The organism is Sphingomonas sp. BL-S-30 (assembly GCF_055521475.1).
Map to the genome: position 1 here is coordinate 3,818,619 of NZ_CM145481.1, position 12,974 is coordinate 3,831,592.

General features: G+C 65.4%; 9 protein-coding genes and 1 tRNA gene. 2 read left to right on the forward strand and 8 right to left on the reverse strand.

All coding sequences use genetic code 11. From position 1 onward, the window contains the following. Positions 1 to 9 precede the first annotated feature (9 nt). The 5 genes from ACZ1I5_RS17830 to ACZ1I5_RS17850 form a co-directional block, all read right to left on the reverse strand. Positions 10 to 888 carry an ABC transporter ATP-binding protein gene (locus ACZ1I5_RS17830; protein ID WP_465170582.1) on the reverse strand — a complete coding sequence of 293 codons (879 nt, stop codon included), beginning with the start codon at positions 886 to 888 and terminating at the stop codon, positions 10 to 12. Positions 889 to 1,689: 801 nt separating this feature from the next. After that, the gene (rtcA, locus tag ACZ1I5_RS17835; protein ID WP_465170583.1) at positions 1,690 to 2,706 is read right to left on the reverse strand and encodes an RNA 3'-terminal phosphate cyclase; all 1,017 of its coding nucleotides are present in this window, start codon (positions 2,704 to 2,706) and stop codon (positions 1,690 to 1,692) included. A gap of 35 nt (positions 2,707 to 2,741) precedes the next feature. Then, positions 2,742 to 3,968 carry an RtcB family protein gene (locus ACZ1I5_RS17840; protein WP_465170584.1) on the reverse strand — a complete coding sequence of 409 codons (1,227 nt, stop codon included), beginning with the start codon at positions 3,966 to 3,968 and terminating at the stop codon, positions 2,742 to 2,744. Positions 3,969 to 4,707: 739 nt separating this feature from the next. Beyond that, positions 4,708 to 6,255, reverse strand: a complete 1,548-nt coding sequence (locus ACZ1I5_RS17845) for a vWA domain-containing protein (RefSeq protein ID WP_465170585.1) — start codon at positions 6,253 to 6,255, stop codon at positions 4,708 to 4,710. Positions 6,256 to 6,272: 17 nt separating this feature from the next. Next, positions 6,273 to 6,350, reverse strand: a tRNA-Pro gene (locus tag ACZ1I5_RS17850). Positions 6,351 to 6,611: 261 nt separating this feature from the next. Between ACZ1I5_RS17850 and rtcR the strand changes: the two genes are divergently transcribed. Further along, entirely contained in the window at positions 6,612 to 8,192 is a 1,581-nt protein-coding gene (rtcR, locus tag ACZ1I5_RS17855) for an RNA repair transcriptional activator RtcR (RefSeq protein WP_465170586.1), read from the forward strand. 284 nt (positions 8,193 to 8,476) lie between these two features. Here the strand turns inward: rtcR and ACZ1I5_RS17860 are convergent, their stop codons facing one another. Further along, the gene (locus ACZ1I5_RS17860; protein WP_465170587.1) at positions 8,477 to 8,998 is read right to left on the reverse strand and encodes a hypothetical protein; all 522 of its coding nucleotides are present in this window, start codon (positions 8,996 to 8,998) and stop codon (positions 8,477 to 8,479) included. 25 nt (positions 8,999 to 9,023) lie between these two features. After that, positions 9,024 to 10,436, reverse strand: coding sequence for a cupin domain-containing protein (locus tag ACZ1I5_RS17865; protein ID WP_465170588.1), 1,413 nt, complete (start codon positions 10,434 to 10,436; stop codon positions 9,024 to 9,026). Positions 10,437 to 10,585: 149 nt separating this feature from the next. Here ACZ1I5_RS17865 and ACZ1I5_RS17870 point away from each other — a divergent pair, with 149 nt between their 5' ends. Beyond that, a complete protein-coding gene (locus ACZ1I5_RS17870) occupies positions 10,586 to 11,989 on the forward strand; it encodes an epoxide hydrolase family protein (RefSeq protein WP_465170589.1) in 1,404 nt (467 codons plus the stop codon). 2 nt (positions 11,990 to 11,991) lie between these two features. On the opposite strand, the gene ACZ1I5_RS17875 is transcribed toward ACZ1I5_RS17870, so the two are convergent. Next, the gene (locus tag ACZ1I5_RS17875) at positions 11,992 to 12,906 is read right to left on the reverse strand and encodes a LysR substrate-binding domain-containing protein (protein WP_465170590.1); all 915 of its coding nucleotides are present in this window, start codon (positions 12,904 to 12,906) and stop codon (positions 11,992 to 11,994) included. Positions 12,907 to 12,974 lie beyond the last annotated feature (68 nt).

Here is a 12,974-nt window from a genome sequence, read left to right on the forward strand (position 1 = left end):
ATACCCCGCTCAGGCCGCGCGACGCGAAGAATCGAGCGTCGAGAAATAGACATCCTCGAGCCCGCCCGACACCGGTTCGAACCCGTCGCCGGGCGACGCATCTGCCATTACATGGATGATCGTCTTTCCGGCGAACAGGCGCGTCGAAATGACGCGGTAGCGCTCGCGATAGCCATCGAGTTCGTGGCGATCGATCGTCCTCTTCCAGATATTGCCGCGCGTCGCCTCGATCAGGTCGAGCGGCGCGCCCTCGAGCAGGATGCGCCCGTTGGCCAGCACCGCCATGCGCGGGCAGAGATCGGCCACGTCCTCGACGATGTGCGTCGACAGGATCACCACGACATCGTCGCCGATCTCGCCGAGCAGGTTGAGGAAGCGGTTGCGCTCCTCCGGGTCGAGGCCGGCGGTGGGCTCATCGACGATGATCAGCCTCGGCCCGCCGATCAGCGCCTGGGCGATGCCGAAGCGCTGGCGCATGCCGCCGGAGAAACCGGCCAGCGCCTTTTTGCGCACGTCCCAGAGATTGACCTGGTGGAGCAGCCCCTCGACCGTCGTCTTGCGCTCGCCGCGGCCGGCAATGCCCTTCAGCACCGCCATGTGATCGAGCATGTCGTAGGCCGAGACGCGCGGATAGACGCCGAAATCCTGCGGGAGATAGCCGAGCGTGCGGCGTAGCTTCTCGGGTTCGGCGATGACGTCGAGGCCGTCGAAGCTGATCGAGCCCGAGGTCGGCGTCTGCAGGGTCGCGACGGTGCGCATCAGGGTCGACTTGCCGGCGCCGTTCGGGCCGAGCAGCCCGAACATGCCGGGCGGGATGGTCAGGTCGACGCCGTCGAGCGCGCGCGTGCCATTGCCATAGACATGAGTGAGCTTCTCGATCTTCAGCATGATTCCCTCCGCTTGGGGGAAGGCTAGCAGGTGTGTTGGGCTTGTAAAGCAGTGTTGAAGCGGGCGCGCGCGATCGACGCGAGCGCATCTATACTTGAGCGAATTATGCGAGGGTTCCTTGCCCTGGCGGCACCTCCCCTCGTTGAGCGATGCGAAAGGCAGAAATCGCACAGGGCAACTGGCCGGGCCGTCGAGGTAAAGGATCAGTACAGGCAGGTATCTCTTCAACTGCCGACAGATCACCACAAGATCGCCTTTGCCGCGGAGGCGAATTATAAGAGGCATCAAGCAGGGGGCGTTTTTCGAGTCTGGGCGCGGCGTGAACGTCGACTTCATACGCATTACGCCGCCGGCTCGCCAATGATGGCGGCGGTTCGCCGTGAGATCCATCGTGCCGGCGCCGGACAATAATATTGGCAAGTAATGAATTTCGCGACCCCTATGTTTTTGACTGGGGATCATCTTCCCGCCCGTCGGCGCTCCGGCCAGGTACAGGCCCCCATCGCGACAGGGAATGGACCGGGAAGCGAGAATGTTGAATCGACGGGGGAAGCGCGGCCAGACGGCAGCGCCCCCCCGACGAGCTCAGGGCGAACGGGACTGGTGTCCTGTAACTGAAGGTCGTTCGATAATATTGACCTCCGTCATGCTGAACTCGTTTCAGCATCCAACGCTCAACAAGCGTCGGCATCGGTTGTTTGCACCTTGGATGCTGAAACGAGTTCAGCATGACGGCAGGTTTAGAGTGGACGGACTTCCGGTTCGAGAGGCTGGTGAGAATCACACCAGCTCGAAACCGCCCTAGCTCCGCCGCACCAGATGACTGCCACCGGGCTGCTGTTCGAACACCCACTGCTGGCCGGTGAACAGCCGGATCACGTCCGCAGCGGTGCGGGCATGCTGGCTCGGCTTGACCGTCGTGAAGCTGCCGCCACCCGCCAGCGCGAAGGGCAACAGCAACTGGTCGGCCAGATACGGGCCCGCAAAGGCATCCGACGCCAGGAATCCCGCCATGCGGTGCGCCGCGGTCCTGGCCAGCGACTCCGCCGAGACGCCCAGCTTGCCGAAGCCCGTGACGATTTCAGTGACGTTTTCGAACGCCGCCTCCAGCAGCAGCGCGTTGCCGGGCCCCTGCTCGGCGGGCAGCTGCCGCACCGAGAATGCCTCCTCCGGCCAGTCCGGCAGAAGCTTGCGCGCGGTCCCGATCTCGCGTTCGGCAATGTCGAACGGAAGGCCGGCGAACAGCGCCGTGGCGGAAACGGCGGTCAGCCTGCCGCGATCGCGACACTCCATCGCCGTCAACTTCCCGGGCGTGACGTCGATGTCGATCCGCCCGCCACCGCGCGGGAAAAAGCCGTGCCGGGTCAGCCGCGCGGAGACGTGCGGCCCCATGCGGTTGATGACAGGCAGGAACGCGCGCTCGATGAACTCGAAGGGCGGCGCCATCATGTTGTGCGTGCCGCCCTCCAGCACGATCCGGGACGGCGCGTCCGCAAGCAGCAGCGGCATCAGGATGGTCTGGAGCACCAGGCCGGTGCTGCCCGCCGTGCCGACCGCGAAGCGATAGTCGCCGGGCACGACCCGCCCGGGCGTGAAGCTCAGCTCGGACGATCCGACCGACACGCCTTCGCACACCGCGCCGCCGATGGTCAGCGCTGCCTCGACCGCGGTCACATGCTGGCGCATCAGGCCGGGCTTCTCGCGACGCCCACGAATATTGGCGATGCGGAACGGCCGGCCGGTGACCAGCGACAGGGCGAGCGCATTGCGCACCACCTGCCCCCCGCCCTCGCCTTCCGATCCATCGATGATGATCATGCTATTTCTCGTATGGGGCGGTGTGCGCCAGGGGACTAGCCCTTGACGCACACCACCTGCTTCAGCGTGTGGACGATCTCGACCAGGTCCGCCTGCGCGGCCATGACGGCCTCGATCGGCTTATACGCCCTGGGCGTCTCGTCGATGACGCCTTCGTCCTTGCGGCACGCGACGCCCGCGGTGTCCGCGATATGCTCGTCGAGCGTCACCAGCTTCTTGGCGGCGGTCCGGCTCATCACCCGACCGGCGCCGTGCGAGCAGCTGTCGAACGATTCCGGGTTGCCCAGCCCGCGCACGATGAACGACTTGGCGCCCATCGATCCCGGGATGATGCCCATCACGCCCTTTGCCGCACGCACCGCCCCCTTCCGCGTGACCAGCACGTTCTCACCGAAGTGATTTTCGCGCTGGACGTAGTTGTGGTGGCAGTTCACCGCTTCCATCTCCGCCTCGAACGGCTTGGCGATCTGGCTCCGCAGCGCGCGCATGACATTGGTCATCATCATGCGCCGGTTGAGCGCGGCGAAGTCCTGCGCCCAGCCGACCGCCTCGACATACTCGTCGAAATGGTCAGTCCCTTCCGGGAAATAGGCGAGATCCTGGTCAGGCAGGTTGATGTGCCATTTGCGCATGTCCTGCTTGGCCAGCTCGATGAAGAAAGTGCCGATCGCGTTGCCGACGCCGCGCGACCCCGAATGCAGCATGACCCACACCCGCTGCTTCTCGTCGAGACACAGCTCGATGAAGTGGTTGCCGGTGCCGAGCGTGCCGAGATGCACCAGGTTGTTGGTGTTCTTCAGCCGCGGATGCTTCTCGGTGAGCCGATCGAAGCGCTGGACGAGCGTCGCCCAGGCCTCGACGATCGCCGGCGGCGGATCGCCCCATGAGCCGGTGTCGCGCTTACTGCGTCCCACGGCGCGGCCGTGCGGCACCGCCCGCTCGATCGCCGAGCGGATCGCCTCCAGATTGTCCGGAAGGTCGCTTGCGACCAGCGAGGTGCGCGCCGCCATCATGCCGCAGCCGATGTCGACGCCGACCGCCGCCGGAATCACCGCGCCCCTGGTCGGGATCACCGACCCCACGGTCGCGCCGATGCCGATATGGACATCGGGCATCACCGCGACATGCCGGAACACGAACGGCATCTGCGCCGCGCGCGCGAGCTGCGCCCGCGCACCGTCTTCGACCGGCACGCCGCGCGTCCACATCTTGATCGGCACGCCGCCTTCGACGTGCTGGTAGTCATATGTCGTCTCGGTCATCGCGACCTCCCTTGGTTCAATCATGGTGTCGGCGACGAGGCATGGCGAGACATTTCCCTGAGCTATCCGGTTGCCCGGAGGCGGCGTTGAACCGCCGACCTCCTGCCTTCCGGCAGGTGCTCTATCCTGTAGTCCCGCCGGCATTCGCCGACTGAATTTCGGTGCCGGCGACAAAGTGAGGCGGGACATCCCGGAATTGCTTCCGGGGCGGATTCGAACCGCTCGGCCTTTCGGCCTTTACCGATGTAGTCCCGCCGGCATTCGCCAGCTTCAATTAGGTCATGGCGACCAGGTGTTTGACGGACTTCCCCGCTCTACCAACTGAGCTACGGGCCCGTGAAAGGCCCGGCGGGACTCGAACCCGCGACCTGGCGATTAGGAGTCGATGTAGTCCGTCAGGCATTCGCCATGTTGATCTCGTCCACGGCGACGAGGATTGGGAAAGACCGCCCCCGAGGGGACCGGTGCTCTATCCAGACTGAGCTACCGCTCTTTCGAGCGGGCGGGACTCGCACCCGCGACACCCGCAGTCATAGTGTAGTCCTTCCCGGCATTCGCCGTGACGTTTAATGGGCCGTGGCGACAAGAGTGACGAGAACGTCCTTGAGCTACCGCTGCAACGGGGGGACTCGAACCCCATCTCCCGTTCGGCATCGCTGCTTCCCGGGCGCTCTACTCTGGACTTTCGGGTTTCCCCTTGGCGCAATGTAATCCCGTCGGCATTCGCCACGGCCTGTTCCTATATCTCCACTTGCTTGATGATCCCGACCCAGTCGCGCGTCTCGCCGGAGACGAAGCGCGCGATCGTGTCGAATACGGCGTCGGAGAATCCCCCGACGTTGAGGATGTCCGCCCGGCCTTTCGCCTGCGTGGTCCCGTATGGCTGGATGTCGATGCAAACGAGCCTGGCGGCCGGATTCCGGCGCTTCAGTTCGTTCCACTCCGCCATCGTCGCCGTCGAGCCGCGCCGGCCGGCATCGACCCACGACTCGTTGTCGGAGACGATGACGACCAGATCGACGGTCGCGCGTTCGGCGTTCAGCATCGCCAGCGGCGCCGAGACGTTCGTCCCGCCCCCACCGACCGCCGCCAGCTTCGCCGCATTCACGGCGACACGGGCATTGGCCTCGAGCTTCAGCTTCACGACCCGCTGCTCGAACGGCAGCACGCGCGCATCCTGGTTGCGCCGCAGCATCGCCGCCGCGACCAGGGCCGCGACATCGATGCACCGGACCTTCGACGAGGCACCCTTGCGGTATCCCGTCGCCGGCGACCCCATCGACCCCGACACGTCAGGGCAGACGACGATCCGGCCCGGCACCTTCGGCACGCCCCGGAGCGACAGCTCCAGCGCTTCCTCCAGCGCCGCCTGGACTTTGAGCGGCACGCCATCGCCGACCTGACCCAGCGCCACCATCAACTGGTAAGGCATGGGTCGCACGGCGCGCAGCGCATCGCGATCCGTCAGTCGAGCGGCAACGGCATCAGTGACTCCCGCCACGTCGAACGCGCCATTGCGCGCCAGCGTGTTGAGGTTCATCCGCAGCGCCTGCCATCCGATGCGGCCGGCAAGCTCGCCCCATTGCACCGCGGTCAGCGGGCAAGCAGTGAGCCATTCGAACGGCACCGGCGGCAACGGCAGCGTGCCGTCGCATTTCCAGGCCTCGAACGCGGCGATCTCGGCGGGCAGCGCGGCAACGTCATAGGGACGCCCGATCAGCCAGCCGTAAAAGGCCTTGCGCGCGGCATCCGCCGGCTTGGGATGTACCATCCGCACCACGTCCGCCAGCGACGGATCCTTGCCCGTCGCCGCCGCCATCAGTTGCGGCATGGTTGCCTGCTCCAGCCAGCGCTGAACCAGCCGCTTCGGCCGCGAGCCGAGCGACGTCCGTCCGACCTGGCCCGACCGCATGATCTGCACGAAAGTGCGCAGCATCCGCCCGTTGTCGATCACCCGATTGAACACCGCGACCGACAGATCGGGATCGGCGACCGTAAGATGGGCTGCCAGCAAGGCCGGCATGTCTTTCATGGCCCCCGACTTGCGAACGTAGATCGCGGCCTGTGCCACGAAATAGGGATCGACCGCCCTGGCGGCATCGAGCACCTCGGCCAGCTGCGTCTCCGCCGCGCCGTAAAAATTGTCCGCCAGCGTTCCGGTCGCGGCAAGCTGCGCGAGCTTTTCCCGGGGCCCATAGGCATAGGACGGCGCTCCTTCGCGGTTCACCGTGTCGGTGCGCGGCAACAGCTTCGCCACCGCCGACGCAAAAAGTCCCTTGTTGGCCATCGTCCAACTCCTCTTACTGGTCAGGGCGGCAGGATTTGAACCTGCGACCCCCGGCGCCCAAGGCCGGTGCTCTGCGCAGCCTGAGCTACGCCCTGTGAAAATCCTTCGGGGCGGCCGGCCCATTCCGGCCGCCCCTGCTCTGCTCCGCTACCGAGGAGGTCGAAATATCGCCTCGCTCGATGCCGGATACAGAGCAGATCGCGTGCCAGTTCGACCGAGGCCGGGCCAAGAATTTCATAATCACTTGATAATGCATGATATTATTGGCCATAATAGCGACGTCCGGGCGCGACCACCGCTGCGGCGTCTTCCATTTTCTTATCGCTACAGATATGAATTTATCCTAGGGGATAAGAATGAAGCCGCTCACCGTCATCGGATTCCTGGGCTCGACGCTCGACGCCGCCAAGTTCGGGCCGTCGCGCTGGAATAAATGGCGGCCGAGCGTGGGCCTGACCATGCACGAAGACCTGAGGGTCGATCGCTTCATCCTGTTGCACGGCAGCGCCCATCGCCGGCTCGCGGACTATGTCGTCGAGGACATTGCCGCGGTCTCGCCCGAGACCACGGTCGAAATGCGCCTGCTCGACTTCAAGGACCCGTGGGATTTCGAGGAAGTGTACGGCAAGCTGCTCGACTTCGCCCGCGCGGAGCCGTTCGATCCCGACACCGAGGAGTATCTGGTCCATATCACCACGGGCACCCATGTCGCGCAGATCTGCCTCTTCCTGCTGACCGAGGCGCGGTATCTGCCCGGCCGCCTGCTCCAGACCCAGCCCGAGCGCGGGTCGCTCAACCCGGCCGGGATCTGGAACACGATCGACTTGGACCTGTCGCGCTACGACAGCATCGCCACGCGGTTCGCGGTGGCCAGCGCCGAAAGCACCTCGTTCCTCAAATCGGGCATCGACACCCGCAATGCCGCCTTCAACCGCATGATCGACGAGATCGAGCGCGTCGCGTTGCGCTCCAAGGCGCCGATCCTGCTGATGGGCCCGACCGGCGCCGGCAAGAGCCTGCTCGCGCGCCGCATCTATGAACTCAAGAAGCTGAAACACCAGGTCGCCGGGCCGTTCGTCGAAGTGAATTGCGCGACCTTGAAGGGCGACGGCGCGATGTCGGCGCTGTTCGGCCACCGCAAGGGTGCGTTCACCGGCGCGGTCGCTGACCGCCCCGGCCTGTTGCGCGCCGCCGACAAGGGCATGTTGTTCCTCGACGAGATCGGCGAGCTCGGGCTGGACGAGCAGGCGATGATCCTGCGCGCGATCGAGGACAAGCGCTTCCTGCCGGTAGGCGCGGACAAGGAAGCGGCATCCGAATTCCAGCTGATCGCCGGCACCAACCGCGATCTCGGCGACGCGGTGGCGGCCGGCGGCTTTCGCGACGATCTCTACGCAAGGCTCAACCTGTGGACCTTCACGCTGCCCGGCCTTGCCGACCGGCGCGAGGATATCGAGCCCAATCTCGACTATGAACTCGATCGCTTCGCCGAGCGCGAGGGGGATCGCGCCAGCTTCAACAAGGAAGCCCGCCAGCGTTATCTGGCGTTCGCCACCGGCGCGGATGCGCGCTGGCCCGGCAATTTTCGCGACCTTGCCGCCAGCGTGACGCGCATGGCGACGCTCTCGCCGAAGGGGCGGATCGATCTGGACTGCGTCGAAGCTGAAATCATCCGGCTCAAGCGCCTGTGGTCGGGCCAGACCGACGACGGGCTGGGTGTGCTCGCCCAGCTGCTCGATGCCGACATCGACCCGTTCGACCGCGTTCAGCTCGCCGAGACCATTCGCGTCTGCCGCACCAGCCGATCGCTGTCCGAAGCCGGCCGCACCCTCTTCGCCGCGTCACGCACACGGCGAAGCAGCGCCAATGACGCCGACCGGCTGCGCAAATATCTGAGCCGGTTCGGGCTGGACTGGGCCGCCGTTTCACACGCTTAGAGCGAGATGACTTCAGGTCGATCCGGTCCCTGCCGTTCGTCTCGAGTAGCTATCGAGTAGCGCCGCAGGAGCGTATCGAGAGCCCGTATCGAAGGACAGGTTGTCGCGCGGAACCTGTCCTTCGATACGCCCTCTCGATACGCCGCTGCGCGGCACCTCGATGGCTACTCAGGACGAACGGGTGGTGGTGGCTCCGATGTAATGCAAGCTACTCTAGGCCGCGTCGCCTCGATGGCCGACGATATCGGCAGCCAGCGCGGCGACGAGATGACGCGCCGAAGGGGTCAGCCAGGCGGCGCGATCATCAGGAAAGAGAGATCATCGCCCGCGTCGCTCAGATTCCAGTCGTCCTGAAACAGCGTGGGCATCCGCGCGGCGGTGCGCGACTGGAGGCGATCGCGCAATGCTATCGGATAATCGGCGTCCTCCCGGCCAAGCGTTTCCAGATAGTCCGTTATCGTCGAGGCGAGCGGCGGCAGGACGACGTTCAGCTCCTTGTCGGTATTTTCCAGGAACCTGATCGAAAAATCCTCCGGCAGGGCCAGGGTCGATCCGAGATCGTACAAGGCGCCGGCCGGATCGGCCACGACCTTGTGCCTGAAAGCCTCGTCCTTCATCGCCTCGCGGGCGAGCAATCCGATGACCTTCTCATGATATCGACCATCCTGATATTCCAGGCTCGCCAGCCATTCGCTGAACACCAGTTCGGCGTCGTTGGGCAGGTCGTCGCCCGCGATAGGGCCCTTGGCTCTGCCGGACTGATGTGATGGGCCGGGCTGCTGATATGGGGTTGTGTCGCTGCTCATGGCACTTCCTCCTTGGACGTCCGAGTTAGCGGGTACGGATGATGTGCAGCAGGCCTTCGCCGATCAGACGCCGAATCAAATCAAGCTTGTCTGCCATCGCCAGCGTACCTGGCAAATCCTTTACAGCAAACGCGCGATTCTCGGCAATAAACTGGAGCAGGGGCATCAGAAAATCGGGACCAGACACGAAGTTTCCGGTGAAATCGATAATGGCCGCATCTTCGGTACGACGGACTCGGCAATGGACGCCCGGGACGCGGACCAGGACGGATTCAGCGGCAAGATGTTCGGCCGCGTCGATGGACGCGAAATGCCCGATCGGCGTGGCCTTGCCCGGCCGAAGCCTTCGCGCCTCCAGCCGCTGCCCGACACGCGCCAGGAACCCGTCGTCCTGCAGCTGGCGGACCAGCTCGCCTGCAAAGGCGCGCGGGCTGGCACCGTCCACCGGCCGATCGGAAAAGCCGGGGGGAAGGGCATGACGATATGCGACGTCCGAATGCGCCATTTCCTGGAGCGCATCATACATGAAGTCGATCCATCGATATGGCTCCAGCCCCACCGTATAGTGAAGCGAGGACGTTGCGGTGGCCTTGGCGAAGTGCGGAAATCCGCGCGGCAGGTACAGCAGATCGCCGGGCTGCATCGTGATCTTGCGATATCTGTCCAGCCGATGATGGCATGGCGGCTTCATGGACGGCAGCGGCAGCGCATCGTCGGGCTCGGCATAATACCAATCCTTGGTGCCATGGACCTGGAGGATGAAAACGTCGTGCGTGTCGATATGGGGCTGGAAACCCTGCGATCCGCGCGGCGTAAGATAGAGATTGACCCCGATCGGATGGTGGAGATCCTCCTCCAGGCGGCCGCAGAGCCGGGCAAGCGAAGCCGATCGGCGGTGCAGATGATTGACCGACAATGAGCAGCCATGTTGATAGTCACGGTACATCGCCTGGATATCCGGCAATCCGTTTTCGAGCATGCGGGGCGGCCGAACCGACAGCTCTCCCTTTTCATCGGTCCTGATGATGCGCACATCTTCCGTCATGCCCGGGGAGCGCGACGCGGTCGCGGTGATCAGTTCATCGACCTCGTTCAGGCCCGGCAGGCAGGCATAATGGCCGGGACTGGAGCGGCTGACGAACAGCGGCGCGCGCTCCCAATGGTCCGCCACGAATGTCGCGGGCGAAACCGGGTCGAGCAGCCACGCCAGGGAGATCGCGCTCGACACACCCGTTTTTGCTGTCGCGGGCCAGCGATGAGCAGCGGTCGGGTCCGTCAACTCTACCACGAGATACTTCCTCGTCACACGGCTCGGAGCCTGGCTGCCGACAGGCCGATCCTCGCGGCGGCCCGAGCGGGTGTCAATGCATCGGGATTCCAGATGGCCGCGTCCAGGCCAGCGTCCACCGCAACCGGGCACGACATGCCGACCGGACAACGTCCGGTGCGATCGATCCGATTTGACCGACTCGGCCGGCGTCAGGCACGATACCCGCACGGGCGGGGACCGTAGCGCGTGCGCTGTCACCTGGGTCCTATTCGAAGCGAACGCATCATTCCTGCCCGCCCTGAACGGGGAGAATGATCATGGGCTTGTTATGGAGTTCGATCGGTCGGCGCCAGCTCCTGGCATCGACCATGGTAGGTGCGTTCGGCGCGATATTGTCCGGTAGCGCGCATGCCGAAACCACCGCGCCAGCCTCTGCCGGGCATGCCGATGCGCAGGCCCCGGCGCCGGGCGCCGCTCAGGCGGAGATGGCCGCCTCGGCCAGCTTCGTCATCGGTGCCGCCACGGCAACCAGCGAAGCGGCCGGCGACGCGTCGATCCGTCCCTTTCACTATCGCGCGCCGGACGAAGCGCTGGCCGATCTTCGCCGCCGTCTCGCCGCCACCAAATGGCCCGAGCGCGAGACGGTGAGCGATACGACGCAGGGCGTGACCCTGGCGACGATGCAGAAGGTCGCCGATTACTGGCAGCATCATCACGACTGGCGCCGCGCCGAGGCGCAGCTCAACGCTTATCCCGCCTTCATCACCGCGATCGACGGGCTGGACATCCACTTCATCCATGTGAAGTCGAAGCATCCCGGTGCGCTGCCGGTCATCATCACTCATGGCTGGCCCGGGTCGATCATCGAGCAGCTCAAGGTCATCGGCCCGCTGACTGACCCGACCGCCCATGGCGGCACCGCCGCGGATGCGTTCGACGTCGTGATCCCGTCGCTTCCGGGCTATGGCTTTTCCGGCAAGCCGGCCGCGACCGGCTGGGACCCGCAACGCGTCGCGCGGGCCTGGGGCGTGCTGATGACCCGCCTTGGCTATACCCGTTATGTCGCCCAGGGCGGCGACTGGGGCAATGCCGTCACCGAGCAGATGGCGCTGCAGAAGCCGGCCGGGCTGGTCGGGATTCACACCAACATGCCGGCGACGGTGCCCGACAGCATCTCCGCGCTGCTGCCCGGCGGTCCCGAACCGGCCGGCCTGTCGGCGGACGAGAAATATGCGTGGGACCAGCTGGTCGATTTCTACGCGCACGGCCTGGGTTACGCGCAGGAAATGGCGGGACGGCCGCAGACGCTCTACGCGCTCGCGGATTCGCCGGTCGGCCTCGCCGCGTGGATGCTCGATCACGACATCAGAAGCTACAAGCTGATCGCCCGCGTGTTCGACGGCGCGCGCGAAGGGCTGACGCGCGACGATATCCTCGACAATATCACGCTATACTGGCTGACCAACACCGCAGTGTCTTCGGCGCGGCTCTATTGGGAAAGCAAGCTGGCGTTTTTCGCGCCCAAGGGCATCGAGCTGCCGACCGGGGTGAGCGCCTTTGCCGACGAAATCTACCAGGCCCCGGAAAGCTGGACGCGCAAGGCCTATCCCAACCTCGTCTTCTACAAGCGCCACGCCAGGGGGACGCATTTCGCCGCGTGGGAACAGCCCCAGGCCTTCACTGAAGACCTGCGCGCCACCTTCCGGTCGCTGCGCAGCTGACGTCATGGCGCGGGGCGGTCCAACGGCTGCCCCGCGTCTTCCAGCACCGCCAGGAACTGCCGCGCGGCGAGCCCTTCGGCATCCTTCGCGCTGAGGATCCATAGCGACGAGATCGCCTTCTTGCCCCTGAGCGCGCGATAGGCGAGGCCCGCCGGCTGCAGCGCGCAGAGCGATTCAGCGAGCACCGCGACGCCGAGGCCGGCGACGACCAGGCCGAACATGGTCGAAATCTCCCGCACATCCTGCGCCACCAGCGGGTCGACGCCTTCCGCATGAAGCATTTCGAGGAAATTCGTCGCGAAGCTGCCCTTCTGGTCGCGCGCGTAGAAGATCATCGGCTCGCCGTGCAGATCGCGGAACGACAGGCTGGTCTTGCGGGCGAGACGATGGTCCGACCGCATGGCGATGAACAGCCGCTCCTCCAGCACATGCGTGGCGACGATGCCGGGTGGCACCACCGGCGGCGTCGGGCTGCGCAGGAAGCTGATGTCGATATCGCCGGCCGCCAGTGCCGCGACATGAGCGCCGGGGGACAGCTCCAACAGCTCGATCCGCACATCGGGATAAAGCTGGCGGAACGCGAAGATCGCGCGGGCGACGGCGGGCACGAAGGGCGCGGACGGATTGAAGCCGATGGCGAGCTTGCCGAAATCGCCGCGCGCGGCGCGCTTCGCGACGTCGATAGCATGCTCGGCCTGGGCCAGCGTCGCCCGCGCCTGGTCGAGAAAGACGCGGCCCGCCTCGGTCAGCGCGACCTTGCGGCTGCTGCGTTCGAACAGGCGCACGCCGAGCAGGTCCTCGAGCGCGCGGATCTGCTGGCTGAGTGGCGGCTGCGACACGCCGAGCTGCGCCGCCGCCCGGCCGAAGTGCAGCGCATCGGCGACGGCAACGAAATAACGCAGGTGGCGAAGCTCCATAATCGATATGTCCCACGTCTTGATCCGGGGTCAAATCATATTGGACGCACGTGCAGCAAAGGCCCATT

Bases quoted from the DNA above. Each gene is read 5' to 3' on its own strand.
- ACZ1I5_RS17860 (WP_465170587.1), bottom strand. From the start codon at position 8,998: ATGAGCAGCGACACAACCCCATATCAGCAGCCCGGCCCATCACATCAG.
- ACZ1I5_RS17840 (WP_465170584.1), bottom strand. From the start codon at position 3,968: ATGACCGAGACGACATATGACTACCAGCACGTCGAAGGCGGCGTGCCG.
- ACZ1I5_RS17830 (WP_465170582.1), bottom strand. From the start codon at position 888: ATGCTGAAGATCGAGAAGCTCACTCATGTCTATGGCAATGGCACGCGC.
- ACZ1I5_RS17845 (WP_465170585.1), bottom strand. From the start codon at position 6,255: ATGGCCAACAAGGGACTTTTTGCGTCGGCGGTGGCGAAGCTGTTGCCG.
- rtcA (WP_465170583.1), bottom strand. From the start codon at position 2,706: ATGATCATCATCGATGGATCGGAAGGCGAGGGCGGGGGGCAGGTGGTG.
- rtcR (WP_465170586.1), top strand. From the start codon at position 6,612: ATGAAGCCGCTCACCGTCATCGGATTCCTGGGCTCGACGCTCGACGCC.
- ACZ1I5_RS17870 (WP_465170589.1), top strand. From the start codon at position 10,586: ATGGGCTTGTTATGGAGTTCGATCGGTCGGCGCCAGCTCCTGGCATCG.
- ACZ1I5_RS17875 (WP_465170590.1), bottom strand. From the start codon at position 12,906: ATGGAGCTTCGCCACCTGCGTTATTTCGTTGCCGTCGCCGATGCGCTG.